Consider the following 17,234-nt stretch of genomic DNA (forward strand, 5'->3'; position numbering starts at 1 on the left):
CCCGTGCCAACGGGCGCGGGAAAAGCGATCTCGCCGACCCGCGCTCGCTACACGATCCGCTTCTGCCCGTGCTTGAATCCGCCCTGTTCGCCAATCGCCTCATTGCCGCGCTCAGGCTCGGTCCGTTCGCGCTCGGGTTGGGGCTCGCGTTCAGGCTCGCGCCGCCGTCCCCGCGGCGGCGCCTCTGCGCGCGGTTCGCGCCGGCCGCTCTCGGTAGGCACTATCTCGATCGATCGCAGCAATCCTTCACCGGCCGAGCGCGTCGTGATCATCGGATCTTCCTTGAGCGCCAGATGCACCACGCGCCGATCGCGCGCCGGCATCGGCTCGAGCCGCAGCGGCTTGTGCTCGCGCTTGACCTGCTCACCCATCGCCAGCGCCATCCGATGCAATTGCTGGCGGCGTCGCGCGCGATACGATTCAGTCTCCAGTGAAATCGGCGCCGCATCCTTGATTCGCCGCGCCAGGATCCGATTCACGATGTACTCGAGCGCGTCGAGGGTCTGACCATGCCGCCCGATGAGGATTCCCGAACCGTCGCCCTTGATTTCGAGCTCGACCGTCTCCGCGTCCACTTCTATCTGCCGCACTTCGGTCCGCTCGCCCATGATCTCGAGGATCTGTTTGAGGATTAGCGTCGCCTCACGGCGCTGCGCCTCGACGTCGGCGTTTTTGCGCTCCGCCGCGCCGCCGGTTTCGTCGTGGTCGTTGTCACCGGCGTTCGCCGCCGCCGCCGATGGCGCCGGATTCGCGCCTCGCTCGCTGGCGTCGTCGCGGCCGCGCGCTTGATTCCCGCGCCCGAGCGCCCGCCGCTCAGGCGCGCCTTGCTTGCGTGCCGGCGGCAACGGCGAGGCTGGCGCAACCTGGGGGACTTGCGGGTTCGATCCCGCATGCCCGCCGCCGCCCGCGGCATCCGCGCGCTTGCGCGTCACTCGCACCCGCGCCTGCCGCGCGCCCAGTCCGAGCACGCCCGCGCGCGCCGTAGCGAGCACTTCGATCGCAACCTCGTCCTCGCGCGCGCCGAGCTGTTCGAGGGCTTCCCTGGTCGCCTCTTCCACCGAGGCGGCCGCTAGTTCTATCGAGTCGACATTGCTCATGTGGCCGGGGTGTATTGTTGAAATTCGCGGTTGAGGAAATACTGCTGGATCACTCCCAGCAAGTTCGACGAAAAATAATACAATGCCAGTCCCGCCGGAAAGTTTATCAGCATGATAGTGAAAATCAGCGGCGTCAGCATCATCATCTTCTGCTGATTCGGATCCGGCGAGGTCGGCGTCATGTATTGCTGCAGGAAACTGGTCAGGCCCATCAGCAGCACCAGCACCGGCAGCCCGTGACAATGCACCATCGGCAACTGCGGCAGCCCCGGTATATGCAGGCAGTCGGGCGTTGACAAATCATTGATCCAGCCGACAAACGGCGCGTGACGCAGCTCGACCGAGTTCAGCAGCGCCTCGTACAGCCCGATGAAAATCGGCAACTGCAGCGCCATCGGTGCGCACCCGCCCAGCGGGTTGACGTGATTGCGCTTGTAGAGATCCACCATCTCCTTCTGCAACTGCTCGTTGTTGTCCTTGTACTTCTCGCGCAGCCGCGTCATCTGCGGCTGCAGCCGCTGCATCTTCATCATCGAGCGCTGGCTTTTGATCGATATCGGCAGGAACGCAATCCGGATCGACACCGTCAACAAGATGATATCGACGCCGTAGTTGGGCGCGATGTAGTGAAATAACTTCAGCGCGCGCAGAAAAACGATCGCCAGGATTCCGAAGAAGCCGAAATCGATCGACTTGTGCAGCGCCGGATTTACCGCTTCCAGAGCCTCCAGCAGCTTCGGCCCCATGTAAATCTCGCTATGAATTCGCGCCGCGCCGTCGAACAGGACCCGCGCGATCGCCTCGTCACCCGCGTACGCCATCGCCAACGTGCCGCTGGTCGGCGCCACCGGCAGAAATACCGCCAGAAAGTATCGATCGCCGAAGCCCGCGTACGTGATCGTGCCCGCCACCGGCGGCACTCCCTGCTTCATTTTTTTTTCGTTCTCGGTGTAAACCTTGTCGCCGACGTCGGCCTGCAGTTCCGGAATATCGTAGTACCCCTGATGCGCCGTTAGCGGCTGGCTCATCGACACGCCAATTTGATTCGGCGCCGGGCCGCCCGCGCCGGCGCCGGCCGCGATCGCCACGTCCATCGAAAACACGTAGCTGCTCGCGCGGAAGGTGAAAGTCTTGGTGATAGTAGTGCCGTCCGCCGCCCTGGCCACAAAGGTGGCCGTCGCGTCCGCTCCCGCAGCCGGCTTGATTTGCGCGGGCGCGGTCGTCGCGTAGCTCAAATCGCGGTCGTCGAGGAGCTGTCCGCCACGGGTCATCAACGCGCCGAGCGGCAGAACCCCTCCCGGCGGGATCTGCACCATCTCGTAGGGCGGACTGTCCTTGGGCGCGTTTTGCCGGTAACGCCGCAGAATAAAACTCTTGAGCCGCGCGCCGCGAGTCGTGAACACCGCAACGTAAAAATCGGTATCGACCTCGACGGTTCTTTCGGGCCCCGCCGCCCCCGACGGCGCCATCGCGACCGACTGCTGCCCGCTTTCGACCGCGCCGATGGCGACTGCCGCCGGAGCCGCAACTCCGCTGGCAGCCGCTCCAGGCGCTACCGCCTTGGCCGCTTTCGCCTGCTGCGCGGCCTGCTGCTGCTGTTCAGTAGGCGGCGGAAAAAATCGCTTCAGCACCAGCTCCTGGTAGGCGACTACCAGTACTATCGACAAAACTACCGCGATCAGAACTCGACTCGAATCCAAAATCAGTTCCTTATCTGCATCGGCGATCGCCACGCGCGGGCTATTTCCTGACCAACCTGTTCTAACAGGGCGGAGCCCGCATCTTTCTTCTTCCTCACTAAGGTGCAGGGGTTACCCCTGCCCAAGGAAGTGTGAAACCCACGGCGGGTTTCACATACGATTTCGCATCTCCCCTTCATTGGTTCGCCTTCACCCCTGCCGCCGGCACGGGATCGTACCCATGCCCGCCCATCGGATTGCATCGCGCGATTCGCCAAATCGCCATCGCACCGCCCCGAATCGTCCCGTATTGCGCAATCGCGTCGCGCGCGTACACCGAGCAACTCGGCTCGAAGCGGCACGCCGGTCCGTTGAGCGCATGGATCACCGGCGAGATCGCCGCGCGATAAATCGCCACGGCGCCAATCGCCACCAGCCGCGCCGACAACGACGCTTTCGATCGATCTGCTGTGTCTGCGCGCGGCATCAATTGCGCCCGGCGAAAGCGCCTTTGGCTGCCATTCGTCCGCTCAGGTTGCGCGCCGCCATGGCAAGTTCATTGTTGATCGCCGCCGACGCGAGCGTGGCCGCGCCGGCGCGCGCGATTACGACTATCGACGTGCCCGCTGGAAGATCATCGCGAATCGCCCGTCTGAAAATCTCGCGCACGCGGCGCTTCACCCGGTTTCGCGCCACCGCGATACCGACCCGGCGCGACACCGTCACGCCCAGCCGCGAGCGCGCCGGCTCGCCGTCCTGATTACCCGCCAGATTACCGGCATAGACCACGAAGTGGGGGCTCTGGAATCGCACGCCGGCGCGCTGGAGGCGGATGAATTCCGCGCTTCGATGCAGCCGGTCTGCCGCCGCGAAGCTCAATGATGTGCGCACGGAGGTTAGCCCGGCTGCTTGGGCGGTATCGAGATTGCCAGACGCGTGCGGCCTTTGGCGCGGCGGCGCTTGAGCACCTTGCGTCCGCCCGGCGTGGCCATCCGCGCCAGGAATCCATGGGTTCGTTTGCGTCGGCGGTTGTGAGGCTGGTAGGTCCTTTTCATTGCTCGTGGCTCGCGGCCAAAAAAACCTTCACTCGGGTTTGTATTCAGACCGATTCGATTCGGTTGCAGGTCGAGGGTCTTTCGTTGCGGCTCGATTTTTTTGGATGGATTACTGTTTCGATCGACCCCGAACACGCAATCGAACCATACCGCGCGCCTTTGAGCAAGCGCTCAATTGTGCGCGGCGCTCGAAATGTCGCCATCGCGTGCGCGACTTTAAAGATTTCAGATGCCGTATTGGTCGAGCAGGGCTTGGCGCAGCCTGGTGAAATGGATCGAGCCAGCCTGATACTGAACCTTTTGCTCAGTGGATAGACGCGCGCGATCGAGGCCGGTTTGACGCCAAAAGTCGTCCGCCGCCGCACGGGTGGCCGAGCCGAGGCGATGTCCGGCGGTCTGTTTCGTCTCGCGCTCGATCTCACGGAAAAATTTCAGCGCGGTGTTGCGCGGATACATCGCCAGGCTCACCGTGATGTCGGCAGCCAGTTCGAGCGGATCGTCGAGATGCGATTCGAAGCCGGTATAGAGCGAAGGGAGCGGCGGATGCGCGCCCATCCCGAACAGTCTCGCGGTCACATGATGGCCGACCTCGTGGCCAAACGCCATTGCCGCCGCGGTGCGATGATGCGCGGCGTTGACGCAGATCAGCGGGCGCTTTTTCAATCCGGGGCCACGGCTCAAATAAAAGCCCCACAGCGCCAGCCCGGAAGGCCACGACAGTTTGGCAATCCGGAAATCGGCGCCCAGGCACGCGCTCATGCTCGAGGCTCGCTCGCATAGTTCGCTCATCGAACCGTACCGGATCGGCTCCTGGTTCAAGCGGGGCTCTGCCTTGCGGACCTCCCGGATAATTTCGCGCACTTCAGCACGGTTGAAACAGCTGCGTAGCGAATGGCCGTACTCACGACGGGTAATTTCGTTTCGTGCGGTCGGAAATGCGGGCAGCCGGCGACGGCGGGTATGGTCGGCGGCGGCGAAAACCTCGCCCGCAAGACCATCGACGGTCGCGATGAGCCTGTTCGTAGCCATGCCGGTTAGTGTTCCCCCAAGCCGCTGACAAGTCTCTATAGCAAAAAGTGCTAAATTAGTCCAAGAGGGGCAATCAGTCGGTCAAACAAGCCGCTTTGTCGCAATTCCAGCCACAAGGACGGAGGGCTGCCGACGCTTCCGCCTACTGCGCCTTGAGCCGCGGATCGTCGGCCTGCACGCAAATCGAGTACGAATACCGCTCGACGTAAGCGTTGCCGCCATCGCTCTTCTCCGCTTCGATCACGATCGCCCGATAATTTTCGCAGCTCTCCTGCGAGGTGAAACTATCGACCCGCTCCCACTGCGACAGCGGCGTCTGGCGCTGCAATCCATCCCGCGCACAATCCACCGATGGCGCCATCAGGAGCCAACCGGTCAACGCGACCGCCGCGATATCTCCAAACTTCATCGGCTTGCTTATCGCTATATTCTTACCCGCCCGCAAGATTTGAGGAGCCCAGACTCTGAAACAGAACTGGTGTCATTTTGAGCGAAAGCTGCTGTAGCGAAGAATCTCGACGGGCGCTCCGGCGTCCGGCGCCCGTAGCACGCGCTCGCGCGCGAGATCCTTCGCTTCGCTCAGGATGACACAAAAAAAGTTCTAGCAGGGACGAAGTCCCGCATCCTTATCTTAGCCTCGGGCGCAGGGGTCACCCCTGGCCGTGGCGACGGCAGCGCAGCGAATTAATACTGGCCCGTCGTGCCAACGACCGCCCGCCAACGGGCAGGGCTGAGCTGCACCCGGTATTAATGCCGGGCTCCGTTGTCGCGCGCGGTCTCTTCTATAGTGTAGTCGCGAAAAGATGCGCCGCGCAGATTTTCACGTCTTCTCACTGCGGGTGCAGGGGCCGCAGCCCCTGCCCGTGGCGACGGCAGCGCAGTATTAAGCCGTTGGCAGGGGCCCGCGCCCGCCAACGGCGGGCGGCCTTAATACTGGGTGCAGGGCTCACCCCTGCTCAGCCGATGATTTTGTTGAGCGGGAACTCGACGATGCCGACGGCGCCGGCTTCGAGCAGCTTGGGGAACAGCTCGCGCACCGTGTGCTCGGCGATGACGGTCTCGACCCCGAGCCATTCCACGCCTTTGAGCGCGGGAGACGGGTAGAGGTGCGAGATGGTGGGCGCGGTGATCGACGGCAGCAGCGCGATCACTTTTTCGAGGTTGTCTTTGGCGACGTTCAACTTGATGAAGACCCGGCTGTCGGCGTCGAGCGCGCCGCGAATCAGTATCCCGAGCTGGCGAATCTTGGCCTGCTTCCAGGCGACGGTCCATGCGGCAGGATTGGCGACCAGCACGGGATTCGAGACCAGCAATTCCTCGACGATGCGCAGTCCGTTGGCGCGCAGCGAGGAGCCGGTCTCGGTTACGTCGATGGCGGCGTCGATGATTCCCTCGGCGACTTTGGCCTCGGTGGCGCCCCATGAAAATTCAACTTCTGCTTTGACTTTGCGCTCGGCCAGGATTCGCGTGACGAACTGCACCATCTCGGTCGCGATTCGCTTGCCCTGGAGGTCCTCGAGCCGCTTGACCGGCGAATCATTGCGCACGCATAGCACCCATCGCGAAGGCGTCAACGTGGCCTTGGCGTACACGAAGCTCTCGACCTGATGGAGGGTCACGTTGTTCTCGACGATCCAGTCGCTGCCGGTGATGCCCGCGTCGAGCGAGCCGTCGGCGATGTAGCGGGGCATCTCCTGCGGGCGCAGGATGCGGCAACTGAGCGTGGGATCGTCGGTGGTCGGAATATAGGAGCGCGAGCCGACCGTGATGCGCCATCCGGATTTGTGCATCAGCTCGAGCGTCTGCTGCTCGAGGCTGCCCTTGGGGATGCCGAATTTCAGGACTTGATCAGGCATGTGGCTTTTTTTCCCGATTGCGATCAACCCGCCGGCTTCTTAACGTCATGGCTGGCGCCGGGCTTGGACTGATGCCCATAGCCGGGGCCGTATTTGGCGGGATCGACTTTGCGTGGCTCGACGATTTTCCATGCGCCGGCGTCGAGCTTGCGAAAAAAGCACGACTCGTAGCCCATGTGGCATGCGGCGCCGTCGCCGAGCTGCTCGACGGCGACTACGAGCGCGTCGGCGTCGCAGTCGATGCGAATCTCGCGGACGAGTTGAAAATTCCCCGACTCTTCGCCCTTGCGCCAAAGCTTGTTGCGCGAGCGCGAGAAGTAACAGGCGCGGCCGGTGGCGACCGTCTCGTCGAACGCTTCGCGGTTCATGTAGGCGACGGTCAGGACGCGGTGGCTCAGGTGGTCGACGGCGATTGCGGCGACGACGCCGCCGTTTTTGTCGAAATCGATTGCCGCCGATGCGGGAGCTGCTTTTTGTGCCTGCGTTGCCATTGCCGCCACCGGGTTGAAATAGCGCCAGTGAAAAATAAATCGAAAATTACGCTTGCGAATCAAGAAGTATCGGTTAAACCCCGGCGCGATTCAATCTGCATTGTTGCCGGAAGGTAACCAAGCTGTTTTCAATTTGTGACAACGCGAGTAGATTACCGGACGAGGTCAGCCGAGTTTCCGATTAACTTGCCCGGCAGTTTGCCCAGCCCATCGCGCGGCTCACGATCAGAGATGCACCCGGTCCCGACATTGAGATTGGCCAGACTTTGGATGGTGGCGATTGCGCTTGCTACGTCGATGCTCGCGTGCCGGATTCCCGGCAAATCGATCGAGTCGAGTTACAAGAACGTCGATCAATTCAACTTCGATGTCGCGATGGGCCCCAAGAATTACCATATCGAGGGCTACCTGACGCGCAGCGCGGGGCAGGGACGGCGGCCCGGGCTGCTGGTGCTCAACGGGGGCGAGGGCGACGTCGATCGATGCGTGAAGATGAGCCAGGATATCGCGGCGATGGGTATCCAGGTCGCGTGCGTGAATGTCCCGGGCTACGGCAGATCGTCAGGGCCGAGCCGATTCGTGGGGCAGCCGTCGGTGGTGGCGTCGCTGCGGGCGCTGGACCTGCTGGCGGGGCGCACCGACGTTGACTCGACGCGGCTGGCGGTGTGGGGACTCGGCCATGGCGCGGTCGCGGCGGGTCTGTTGATGGACTACGACTCGCGCCCGCGCGCGCTCATCCTGCAATCGGGATGTTACGATCCGATCACGCTATGGCCGCAAGCGACGCTGCGCACCAAGCTGTCGATCCTGCGCGAAGTATGGCCGAGCAGGCGAATCCTGAAAGAGCGCAGCGTGATCGCGAATTTGCCGCGCAAGCTCGAGTGCAGCGTGCTGATCATGCATGGCGAGCGGGATAATCGGGTGCCGGTGGGGCAGGCGGTCAAGCTCGCCGACGCATTGCGCGTGCGCGGCGCCAAGGTATCGACGCGCTATTTCCCGCAAGCGTCGCACGACCTCGGCAAGTGCGTCGAGCCCGAACTGCGCGCATTTCTGCGCGACAATCTGCTCGATACGAATCGCGCCGCCGCTTCGTGACGCGTCGCCTCGGCGGCTGTTGACCTCAATTCCGCGCGCGTAAATCAATCAGGCGTGGCTAAACCCAGCGTCGTTGCGGGACGGTACGATTTTGTCTTGCCTTACGGCGGGCGCAGCGATTTTATCAGCAGGTAACTTCATTCATTCGTAGTCTGACCTGCGCTGCTTCGGGGGCGGCGCAGGCCAACGCAACCACCCCGTGCGACGGAGGGGAAATCATGAGATGCAGGGCGATCGTAGCAGCCGGCTTGTTCATCTCGATGGCGGCGCTGGGATTGTCGGTCGCGACAGCCCGCGCCGACGGCAACCTCAACGCGGTCAATCACATCGTCATTGTGATGCAGGAGAACCACTCATTCGACAACTACTTTGGCGCGCTGCCGTACGCAGCGCGCGGTCCGTACCATCCAGGCCCCTGTGGGCGCAACGATCACTCCTGCGTTGACGGACTAAGCTGTTTACCTATCGGTGGTGGAAATCTTTTCTGCTTCAACTTCAATTTCGACGAAAGGGGTCACCTGATATTCGCATTCCACGACAACAACTACTGTCCCGGTCCGGACCTGCAGCATGACTGGCAGGGTAGCCATATGGAGGCCAACCTGTTCGATCCTGCGGCGGCGCTGTTTTTTTCGCTCAACGACGGCTTTGTGGACGTCAACGCGCAGACCGAGCAAGTCTCCGGGACGCCGGATTTCGGCCACAATGACACTATGGGTTATTACAACCAGAACGATCTGCCGTTCTATTACGGGCTGGCGCAGACGTTTGCGATCAGCGACCGCCATTTCTGCTCGGTAGTCGGGCCGACGTTCCCGAACCGCGCCTATGAAATGGCCGCGACCTCGTTCGGCCACGTCACCACGGGTACCGAAATTTACCCGCCGGGATTCCTGCCGACCATGGGGCTGGACACGACCATTGGCTACCAGCCGATCACCGGGTCGATCTTCGATCTGCTCGACGCGGCTGGAATCAGCTGGATTAACTATTACCAGGATCTGCCCACCTCGGTGATCTTCGAAGGCGACTTCCTGCCCTTCCTGATCGCGCATGCCCGCACCGTCTCCGGTCCGAGTCCGTTCGGGGGCAGCGATTTCATGACCGCGGCGGCCAACGGCACGCTGCCGCAGGTGTCGTTTGTCGATCCCTCATTCGCGCCGGACCAGGTGATCAACGGAGCCGTATACGAGACCGACGAACATCCGCCATTCGATATCCGGGCCGGCCAATACGTCACCTCGCAGATCATCCAGGCGGTGCGAAATAGCCCCAACTGGAAGGACACGGTCGTCTTCCTCACCTATGATGAGCACGGCGGCGCTTACGATCACGTGCCGCCGCCGGCCGCGCCGCAGCACGGAGCGCTCAACCCGGACGGGATCAATCCGGGGCAATGCGCCGACGCATCGAATCCGCCGGCGAGCGAGCAGCCGGGAGGCGGCCAGCAGTGCAGCGAGAGCTTAAGCGACGCTACCGCAATCTGCCCGGGCCTGACCGCGACCGGGCCGTACCCGCGTCATTGCGCGAACTTCAACCAGCTTGGCTTCCGCGTCCCGTTCGTTGCGATCTCGCCGTTTGCGAAGCCGCATTACGTCTCGCACACGATCACCGACCACACCTCGATGCTGGCCTTCATCGAGCAGCGCTTCCTCGCGGGGGCGCATCTGACGCTGCGCGACGCCAACGCGAACCCCGGGCTCGACCTGTTCGATTTCACGAACTCGCCGTCGCTTAACGCCACCGTGCCGACGGCGCCGCCGCCGGTCGCCGGCGAGCATGACTGCCCGTTCCCGTGATCGGTCCCGTCCGGGGATTAAGCGGCCGTAGTAAGGCGCTGAAACCGCGCCAGGAATGTAAACGACGCGCCGGCCGCGGGGCCGGCGCGTCGTTGCTGGCAATCAGCCGATCTCTTTGAGCGCCTCGATCACTTCGTCGGTGTGCCCGTTGACCTTAACCTTGGGAAAGACGCGGCGCACGACGCCCGCTTTGTCGATCACGAACGTGGTGCGCTCGATGCCCATGAACTCGCGCCCGTAAAGCGACTTCTTCTTGTACACGCCGTAGAGCCGGCAGACCTTGTTGCCGGGATCGGCGAGCAACGGGAAGTTGAGGCCGTGCTTGGCGGCGAACCTGGCGTGCGAGTCGCTCGAGTCGGCGCTGATGCCGGCGACTTTTGCGCCGAGCGCTTTGATCGGCGCGATGTTGTCGCGAAAGCTGCACGCCTCGACCGTGCATCCGGGCGTCATGTCCCTCGGATAGAAGTACAGCACCAGGTTGTTCGAGCCGATCAGATCTTTCAGCGCGACGGTTTTTCCGTCGGCGTCGGACAGCGCGAACGCGGGCGCCTTTTTTCCTTGAAGCGCGGCGCTGGCGCTGTTCGACGCGGCAGGACCGGTGGCCTTGGCGCGAGCGCCTGCGGTCTTCTTCGGAGTTTTCGCGGTGGTTTTTCTCGATGTAGGCATGAGATTGATTTAGTCTCGCGCGACGCTTGTGGCAACTTGGACATTATCGCGGCTGTCCTGAGACCACTTGCCGAATTCACGACACCCCTTGTTTAGCAGGGTTTTCTGACCCCTAGTTGACGAACTGCCAATCACGCCCTAGACTTGGCCGACTGACAGTCCTTCGATCGATTGCACCTCCTCATGGCCGTTTACACCGAGTTAAGCAAACCGTTTCTCAAGGAGCTCGCGGACGATTACGGTCTGGGCCGCGTCACCAGCGCGACCGGCATCCCGGAAGGATCCGTCAGCACCAACTACCTGCTCGAAGCCGCCAAGGGCAAATTCCTGCTGCGGTTGGACGAGGTCAAGCGCGAGAACGAACTGAAGCGCGAAATCGATTTGCTTTCGTTCCTGCGCAAGCATTCGTTTCCCTGCCCGCATCCGATGCAGGATCGGATGGGCCGCTTTTACCGCAATTTCAACAACCGCTGCGTGTCGCTGTTCAAGTACCAGGAGGGCAAGGTGCTGGCGCCCGCGCGGCTCAAGCCGAGCCAGCTCGAGACCATCGGTCACACCCTTGGCGATCTGCATGTAATCGGCAAAGCGTACAAGAAGGGAATCGACAACCGCTTCAGCTTCGAGCGAATCGCCGACCTGTACCTGACCGTGCGCAACCGGCTGCCGAACTATTTCCGCAAGATTTGCCGCACCCTGGACGACGAGGTCGAGTATCTGACGCGCTACCTCGAGAGCAAGCTGCCCAAGGGCGTCATCCACGGCGACATCTTCGCCGACAACCTGCTGTTTCGCGGCGAGCGGCTGACCGCGATGCTCGATTTCGACGCCGCCTGCCGCGGCAAGTTCATTTTCGACATCGCCACGGCTGTCAATGCACTGTGCTTCGTCGACGGCGCCTACTCGCTCGACCGCTTCCGCTATCTGCTGTCGGGCTACGAGTCGGTGCGCACGCTGTCGTTGGCGGAATGGGACGCGTTTCCCAACGAGCTGCGGTTTTCGTCGCTGCGCTTCACCGTCACGCGCCTGCGCGATTTCTTTCTGCAGCCGGTGGACGGCCACAATCGCGTGGACAAGGACTTCCGCGAGTTCTTCGATCGCCTGCGGGTGCTGCGCCGCGAGCGCCAGGGCGGGATGGAGCCGCTGCTGATGGCGATGGCGACCGGATACGACTACCGCAAATACCAGAAGGTCAAAGCGACCGAGCGCCGGCAGGCGTGAGGGATTGAGACACGCGGCCTGATTCACCTCTCCGCGGAGAAATCCGTTGCCTTCAATTCTTGACAGCCTGAACGCCGCCGCGCCTGCGCTATGGCTCGAGGTTTCTCCCCCGCGCGGAATCAATCCGGGGCCGCTGCTTCGCCGCCTCGCCGAGCTGGCGGGGCACGTCGATGCGATCAACCTGACCGACAACGCGCTGGGCAAGGTCAAGATGTCGGGGCTGGTCTTCGCCGCCGCGATCAAGGGGCGCCTGAAAATCCCGGTCGTGCTGAACCTCTCGTGCCGCGACCGCAACCGCTTCGCGCTGAAATCCGATCTGCTGGGCGCGGCAGCTCTGGGGATCGACGCGGTGGTTGCGCTCAACGGCGACAAAATCCCTCCCGGCGCCGACGGCGCCGCGATCGCCGCGCATGACATCGACGCATGCCGGTTGCTCGCGATGATCGGCGACTTGAATCGCGGCGACACCGGCGAGGGCAAGCCGCCCCTGAAGAGGGTCCCGTCGATTGTTGCCGGTGCGGTCGCCAATCCGAATCGAAAGAACCTCGAGCGCGAGTTCGCCCTCCTTGCGCGCAAGGCCGCCGCCGGCGCGCGCTTCGTGATCACGCAGCCGGTGTTCGACGCCGAGACCGGGCGGCGCTTTATTGCCAAAGCCAACAGCCTCGGAATCAGGACGATGCTTGGGATTCTCCCGGTCAAGCGCGAGGCGATGGCGACCTACCTGATCGATCGCGTGAAAGATCTAAGCGGTGCGCGGAGCCATCTGGACAGGTTCGGCGGGATGAGCGAAGAAGAGGTGCGCGCGCTTTCGCTGCGCGAGAACATGGAGCTGATGAAGTCGTTGGCTGGTGAGGCGGCGGGGTTCATCATCATGAGCGGTGGCGGCCCGTCACTGGCGATCGAGCTGGCTCTACAGTTCAGCCGCTGGCGCGAGGAGATCGGCAGATGAAGCGTATTCGCGCGGACAAGAATCGCGCCGGCCGGGGATTAACAGTGGAAAAAGCGAACGCCGAAACGATCGCCCGCAACAATCCAAATGCAAATGGCCGCGGCAAAGTCGAAGATGCGGTTCGCGTCATCATCCGCCATATCGGTGAGGACCCGGATCGCGAAGGACTCAAACGCACGCCCGCGCGCGTCGCCAGCGCTTATGAATTTCTAACCAGCGGCTACGCCATGGATCCAAAGGAAGCGATCAACGACGCGCTGTTTGCCGAACAGGACTACCAGGAAATGATCCTGTGCAAGGATTTGGACTTCTACTCCCTGTGCGAGCATCACCTGCTGCCGTTCATGGGCAAGGCGCACGTCGCCTACCTGCCCAATCGCAAGATCGTCGGAATCTCGAAGCTGGCGCGATTGGTGGAAATTTACGCGCGACGGCTCCAGGTGCAGGAGCGGTTGACCACCCAGATCGCGCACACGCTCATGGCGGAGGTCCAGCCGCTCGGCGTCGCCGTGGTGATCGAGGCCGAGCATCTGTGCATGCGGATGCGCGGCGTCGAGAAGCAGAATTGCTACGTCACCACGTCGGCGATGCTCGGCGCGTTCCGCACTCACACCGAGACGCGCCAGGAGTTCATGCAGCTGCTGCGCAACGGCAAGCCGTGACCGCGGCGCGAATTTACGGGGCTTTATTTTTCCTCTCCCTGTTAGGGAGAGGATGAAGGTGAGGGTCTTTATACAGCGCGCCATGTTTTCCCTTCTTAATACTGGCTTCCCGTGCCCACGGGCGCGCGCGATTCAGGATTCTGCGAGTCGCGACCGCACAGCGAGCCGATGATCGTCGTCCCGAAACTCAAAAGGAACAATTGATGGCTGCCAACGACGATGCACTCGACGCACTCGGTCAATATGCGCTTCGCTACGTCAAGCCCGGGCATACCATCGGACTTGGCACCGGCAGGGCGGCGAGCGCGTTCATTCGGGCTCTGGGAGCCAGCCGGATTCAAGTTCGTGGCGTGCCGACTTCCAGCGCGAGCGAGCAACTCGGTCGCTCGGTGGGAATCCCGATCGTCACGCTGGCGGACGGAGGAAAAATCGACACCGACTTCGACGGCGCCGACGAGGTCGATCCGCGCCTCAATCTGATCAAGGGCTACGGCGGAGCGCTGGTGCGCGAAAAAATCGTGGCCGCATCGTCGCGCCGGTTCGTCGTGCTGGTCGGCGAGGAAAAGCTGGTGCCGAAACTCGGCCATCGCGGGAGCATCCCGGTGGAAGTGATTCCGTTCGGAGTGCCGCTCGCGATGGCGAAGATCAAAGCGCTCGGGATGAAGCCGCGAATTCGCGAAAACGAAGGCAAGGAACTGGTTACCGACAACGGCAACTGGATTCTCGACTGCGCGGTGAAGAAGATCGCCAGTCCGGCGCGGCTGGATCGAGAGCTGCTGGCGATTCCGGGCGTGGTCGGCACCGGCTTGTTCATCGCGATGGCGGATGTGGTCCTGGTTGCGGAGTCATCGGGAAAAATCCGCGTGCTGCGACGGTAGCGCGCAGCCTGCCTTCATACTGAAAAAAGCCGCGCCACCGGAGCGCGCTCTTACTGGTGAAAAAGTCTTAATACTGAAGTAAGTGAGTTCACCGACTACAGATTCCGATTCCCAAAGGGCGGCGCGGGCGGACCTGGAAACGATCTATCGTGCGGCCGTCGCGGCTGTAGATCCCGCCCGGCTCGTCGGGCGCGCGATGGACGGCGGATGTCACGGCGCGGAGCAGGTTCCCGATTTGGTCGCGGGCGCGTCACGAGTCTTGATGCTGGCGGTGGGCAAGGCGGCGGCCGCAATGGCGCATGAGATCGAACGCCGAATCGCCGACAAGCTCGCCGATGCGCTCGCCATAATTCCAAGAGCCGCGACAAAGCAGCCTGCCTTAATACTGAAAAAAGGTACCGCCGCGACAGCGGAGCGGGCCTTAATACTTAAAAAACTGAAAAGAGTGCGAGTGCTCGCGTCGAGCCATCCTGTACCCGACGAGTCATCCGAGGCTGCGGCGCATGCGGCGTGCGAGATGTTGCATGGGGCGGCGGCGGACGACCTGGTGATTGTCGCGCTGAGCGGAGGCGCGTCGGCGATGCTCACGTGGCCGGCCGAGGGGATAGCGCTGGCGGACAAGATCGCGGTTAATCAAGCGCTGCTCAAAGCCGGCGCGTCGATTCGCGAGCTCAACGTCGTGCGCAGGCATCTTTCGGCCGTGAAGGGCGGGCGGCTCATCCGCCATTGCGGCGGCGCACGCGTGCTCGGGCTGATCCTGTCCGACGTGCCGGGCAACGACCTGGCGACGATTGGCTCGGGGCTGACCGCGGGTGACTGGAGCAGCTTCGGCGACGCGGTCGCGGTGCTGAAGCGGCGCAACGTATGGGGGCGTGCGCCCGAGTCTGTGCGCGGGTACCTCGAGCGGGCGGTAGCGGGCGAAGCCGACGCGACGGTAAAGACCAACGATCCGATCCTCGAACGCGTGACCAACGTGATCATTGGCGACGGCGAGGTTGCGCTTGAGGGCGCCGAGCAGGCGGCTGCTGCCCTCGGCTATCATCCGGATCGATGGATCGAGCTGCGCGGCGAGGCCAACGACGTCGGCCGCGCGATTGCGCAGCGCCTGTGCCAGATCACGCGCGAGCGGGTATGCGCCATGGCAAGCGGCGAGCCGGTGGTGACGGTGCGCGGAGCGGGGCGGGGCGGACGCGCCCAGCAATCCGCGCTGGCGGCGGCAATCGAACTGTCGGAGATCGGACCCGGGCGTCGAATCACGGCGTTGTTCGCGGGCACCGACGGAATCGACGGGCCGACGGACGCGGCCGGAGCATTCGCGTCGCCGGCCACGGTCGCCGACGGCGATCGCGCCGGAGTCAGCGCTGCGACAGCATTGATCCGCAACGACTCGTACAGCTTCTTCAAAGCGGCGGGCGGGCTGTTCCTCACGGGGCCGACGGGGACCAACGTCAGCGACATTTTTCTCGCTCTGGTGAATTACTGAGGCAGGGGCCATTGATGACGCTGAACCGTGAAAAGAGTCTGGCAAGATTTCGCGATGAGGAATTCGATCTCGCGGTAATCGGCGCGGGCATCAATGGCGCCGCCGTCGCGCGCGACGCTGCGATGCGGGGACTGCGCGTTGCGCTGATAGACCGCGGCGATTTCGCCTGCGCCACGTCGTCGCGATCGTCCAAGCTGATTCACGGCGGTTTTCGCTATCTCCCGCAGGGACAACTCAAACTGGTGTACGCGGCGCTGCGCGAGCGCGAGCGCTTGCGCCATCTCACGGCGCCGCACCTGGTGCATCCGATTCAATTTCTGTTTCCGGTGTATCGCGGGCGCGGCTTCAATCGGTTCACGATGGCGATGGGACTGACGCTGTACGACCTGTTGGCGGGAATGCCGTTCAAAGAGTGGCACTCGACCCTCAATGCCGCCGAGGTGCGCGAGACCGAGCCCGCGCTCAGCCGCGACGGGTTGACCGGCGGCGCGATGTACTTCGACGCGTGGGCCGACGACGCGCGCGTCACGTTCGAGAACGTGCTCGACGCGGATTTGCACGGCGCGGCGGTCGCCAATTACGCGGCGGTCGAACATTTAAGCCCGGCCGGTGGGAAGATCGCGTCGGCCAGCGTGCGCGATCTGCTCGGCGGCGCCGGCCTTGAGCTTCGCGCCAAAACATTCCTGAACGCGGCCGGCCCGTGGGTGGACGAGATTCGGCGGATGGACGATCCGTTGTCGAAGCCGAGCGTGCGATTGACCAAGGGCGTGCATCTGGTGTTTGCGCGAACGGTTCTGCCGGTGCGCGAATCGATCGTGCTGGGCGACGAGCACGGGCGCATCGTGTTCGTGATGCCGCATGACCGTTACGTGCTGGTGGGCACCACCGACACCGATTACGCGGGCGATCCCGCAAGCGTCAGGACGCAGCCCGACGACATCGAATATCTGCTCGCGGTGCTGGCCGAGAGCCTGCCGGGGATCAAGCTTGAGAATGCCGATCTGGCGACCAGCTTCGCCGGACTGCGCGCGCTCGTCAGGACGGAAAAGGGGGCGGCGGCGCCGTCGGCGGTGCCGCGCGAGGAAGTGATACTCGAAAGTCCGTCGGGACTGATCACGGTGGCAGGAGGAAAGTTCACGACGCATCGCGAGATTGCGCAGAAGCTCGTCGATCTCGTGATGAAGCGGCTCGGACGCCCAGTAGGAGTTTGCCCAACGCTCGCGACACCGTTTCCCGGCGCGCGCCCGCTGGGCGCGGGCGATGAGCCGGGCGCCGGC

18 protein-coding genes are annotated in these 17,234 nt (G+C 63.1%); 8 read left to right on the forward strand and 10 right to left on the reverse strand.

Going from position 1 to position 17,234, the window contains the following annotated elements:
• Positions 1-47: 47 nt before the first annotated feature.
• The 9 genes from jag to hisI form a co-directional block, all read right to left on the reverse strand.
• Positions 48-1,097, reverse strand: a complete 1,050-nt coding sequence (gene jag, locus VIO10_RS07295) for an RNA-binding cell elongation regulator Jag/EloR (RefSeq protein WP_331961572.1) — start codon at positions 1,095-1,097, stop codon at positions 48-50.
• Positions 1,094-2,797: a membrane protein insertase YidC gene (gene yidC / locus VIO10_RS07300; protein ID WP_331961575.1), complete on the reverse strand. Its 1,704-nt coding sequence runs from the start codon at positions 2,795-2,797 to the stop codon at positions 1,094-1,096. The genes jag and yidC overlap by 4 nt, the downstream gene beginning before the upstream one ends.
• A gap of 175 nt (positions 2,798-2,972) precedes the next feature.
• Complete coding sequence (gene yidD, locus VIO10_RS07305; protein WP_331961578.1) at positions 2,973-3,263, reverse strand: membrane protein insertion efficiency factor YidD; 291 nt, start codon at positions 3,261-3,263, stop codon at positions 2,973-2,975.
• A complete protein-coding gene (gene rnpA / locus VIO10_RS07310; protein WP_331961581.1) occupies positions 3,263-3,667 on the reverse strand; it encodes a ribonuclease P protein component in 405 nt (134 codons plus the stop codon). The genes yidD and rnpA overlap by 1 nt, the downstream gene beginning before the upstream one ends.
• 5 nt (positions 3,668-3,672) lie before the next feature.
• On the reverse strand, positions 3,673-3,831 hold the full coding sequence (gene rpmH / locus VIO10_RS07315; protein WP_331961584.1) for a 50S ribosomal protein L34: 159 nt from the start codon (positions 3,829-3,831) through the stop codon (positions 3,673-3,675).
• A 225-nt stretch (positions 3,832-4,056) separates the two neighbouring features.
• The gene (locus VIO10_RS07320) at positions 4,057-4,860 is read right to left on the reverse strand and encodes a hypothetical protein (protein ID WP_331961587.1); all 804 of its coding nucleotides are present in this window, start codon (positions 4,858-4,860) and stop codon (positions 4,057-4,059) included.
• Positions 4,861-5,002: 142 nt separating this feature from the next.
• Positions 5,003-5,269, reverse strand: a complete 267-nt coding sequence (locus VIO10_RS07325) for a hypothetical protein (RefSeq protein WP_331961590.1) — start codon at positions 5,267-5,269, stop codon at positions 5,003-5,005.
• Between the two features lie 547 nt (positions 5,270-5,816).
• The gene (gene hisG, locus VIO10_RS07330; RefSeq protein ID WP_331961593.1) at positions 5,817-6,716 is read right to left on the reverse strand and encodes an ATP phosphoribosyltransferase; all 900 of its coding nucleotides are present in this window, start codon (positions 6,714-6,716) and stop codon (positions 5,817-5,819) included.
• A 23-nt stretch (positions 6,717-6,739) separates the two neighbouring features.
• Positions 6,740-7,207: a phosphoribosyl-AMP cyclohydrolase gene (gene hisI / locus VIO10_RS07335; RefSeq protein ID WP_331961596.1), complete on the reverse strand. Its 468-nt coding sequence runs from the start codon at positions 7,205-7,207 to the stop codon at positions 6,740-6,742.
• 255 nt (positions 7,208-7,462) lie between these two features.
• Between hisI and VIO10_RS07340 the strand changes: the two genes are divergently transcribed.
• On the forward strand, positions 7,463-8,302 hold the full coding sequence (locus VIO10_RS07340; protein WP_331961599.1) for an alpha/beta hydrolase family protein: 840 nt from the start codon (positions 7,463-7,465) through the stop codon (positions 8,300-8,302).
• Positions 8,303-8,520: 218 nt separating this feature from the next.
• On the forward strand, positions 8,521-10,101 hold the full coding sequence (locus VIO10_RS07345; protein WP_331961602.1) for an alkaline phosphatase family protein: 1,581 nt from the start codon (positions 8,521-8,523) through the stop codon (positions 10,099-10,101).
• A 102-nt stretch (positions 10,102-10,203) separates the two neighbouring features.
• Here the strand turns inward: VIO10_RS07345 and bcp are convergent, their stop codons facing one another.
• Positions 10,204-10,767, reverse strand: coding sequence for a thioredoxin-dependent thiol peroxidase (gene bcp / locus VIO10_RS07350; protein ID WP_331961605.1), 564 nt, complete (start codon positions 10,765-10,767; stop codon positions 10,204-10,206).
• Positions 10,768-10,950: 183 nt separating this feature from the next.
• Here bcp and VIO10_RS07355 point away from each other — a divergent pair, with 183 nt between their 5' ends.
• The 6 genes from VIO10_RS07355 to VIO10_RS07380 all read left to right on the forward strand — a co-directional run.
• Entirely contained in the window at positions 10,951-11,985 is a 1,035-nt protein-coding gene (locus VIO10_RS07355; protein WP_331961608.1) for a homoserine kinase, read from the forward strand.
• Between the two features lie 46 nt (positions 11,986-12,031).
• A complete protein-coding gene (locus tag VIO10_RS07360) occupies positions 12,032-12,934 on the forward strand; it encodes a methylenetetrahydrofolate reductase (RefSeq protein ID WP_331961611.1) in 903 nt (300 codons plus the stop codon).
• Positions 12,931-13,596 carry a GTP cyclohydrolase I FolE gene (gene folE / locus VIO10_RS07365; RefSeq protein ID WP_331961614.1) on the forward strand — a complete coding sequence of 222 codons (666 nt, stop codon included), beginning with the start codon at positions 12,931-12,933 and terminating at the stop codon, positions 13,594-13,596. The genes VIO10_RS07360 and folE overlap by 4 nt, the downstream gene beginning before the upstream one ends.
• A 203-nt stretch (positions 13,597-13,799) precedes the next feature.
• Positions 13,800-14,474, forward strand: a complete 675-nt coding sequence (gene rpiA, locus VIO10_RS07370) for a ribose-5-phosphate isomerase RpiA (protein ID WP_331961617.1) — start codon at positions 13,800-13,802, stop codon at positions 14,472-14,474.
• A gap of 82 nt (positions 14,475-14,556) precedes the next feature.
• Positions 14,557-15,957 (forward strand): glycerate kinase type-2 family protein, encoded by a 1,401-nt coding sequence (locus tag VIO10_RS07375; protein ID WP_331961620.1) that lies wholly within the window; start codon positions 14,557-14,559, stop codon positions 15,955-15,957.
• A gap of 14 nt (positions 15,958-15,971) precedes the next feature.
• Positions 15,972-17,234 (forward strand): glycerol-3-phosphate dehydrogenase/oxidase (locus VIO10_RS07380; protein WP_331961623.1); only part of this gene is annotated, 1,263 nt, incomplete at its 3' end.

Origin of the sequence: Candidatus Binatus sp. (genome assembly GCF_036567905.1) — a bacterium.
GTDB lineage: Bacteria > Desulfobacterota > Binatia > Binatales > Binataceae > Binatus.

What these genes read in the sequence shown, in the direction of transcription:
- jag (WP_331961572.1), bottom strand. Translation starts at nt 1,097, where the DNA reads ATGAGCAATGTCGACTCGATAGAACTAGCGGCCGCCTCGGTGGAAGAG.
- yidD (WP_331961578.1), bottom strand. Translation starts at nt 3,263, where the DNA reads ATGCCGCGCGCAGACACAGCAGATCGATCGAAAGCGTCGTTGTCGGCG.
- rpmH (WP_331961584.1), bottom strand. Translation starts at nt 3,831, where the DNA reads ATGAAAAGGACCTACCAGCCTCACAACCGCCGACGCAAACGAACCCAT.
- VIO10_RS07320 (WP_331961587.1), bottom strand. Translation starts at nt 4,860, where the DNA reads ATGGCTACGAACAGGCTCATCGCGACCGTCGATGGTCTTGCGGGCGAG.
- VIO10_RS07325 (WP_331961590.1), bottom strand. Translation starts at nt 5,269, where the DNA reads ATGAAGTTTGGAGATATCGCGGCGGTCGCGTTGACCGGTTGGCTCCTG.
- hisG (WP_331961593.1), bottom strand. Translation starts at nt 6,716, where the DNA reads ATGCCTGATCAAGTCCTGAAATTCGGCATCCCCAAGGGCAGCCTCGAG.
- hisI (WP_331961596.1), bottom strand. Translation starts at nt 7,207, where the DNA reads ATGGCAACGCAGGCACAAAAAGCAGCTCCCGCATCGGCGGCAATCGAT.
- VIO10_RS07345 (WP_331961602.1), top strand. Translation starts at nt 8,521, where the DNA reads ATGAGATGCAGGGCGATCGTAGCAGCCGGCTTGTTCATCTCGATGGCG.
- bcp (WP_331961605.1), bottom strand. Translation starts at nt 10,767, where the DNA reads ATGCCTACATCGAGAAAAACCACCGCGAAAACTCCGAAGAAGACCGCA.
- VIO10_RS07355 (WP_331961608.1), top strand. Translation starts at nt 10,951, where the DNA reads ATGGCCGTTTACACCGAGTTAAGCAAACCGTTTCTCAAGGAGCTCGCG.
- folE (WP_331961614.1), top strand. Translation starts at nt 12,931, where the DNA reads ATGAAGCGTATTCGCGCGGACAAGAATCGCGCCGGCCGGGGATTAACA.
- rpiA (WP_331961617.1), top strand. Translation starts at nt 13,800, where the DNA reads ATGGCTGCCAACGACGATGCACTCGACGCACTCGGTCAATATGCGCTT.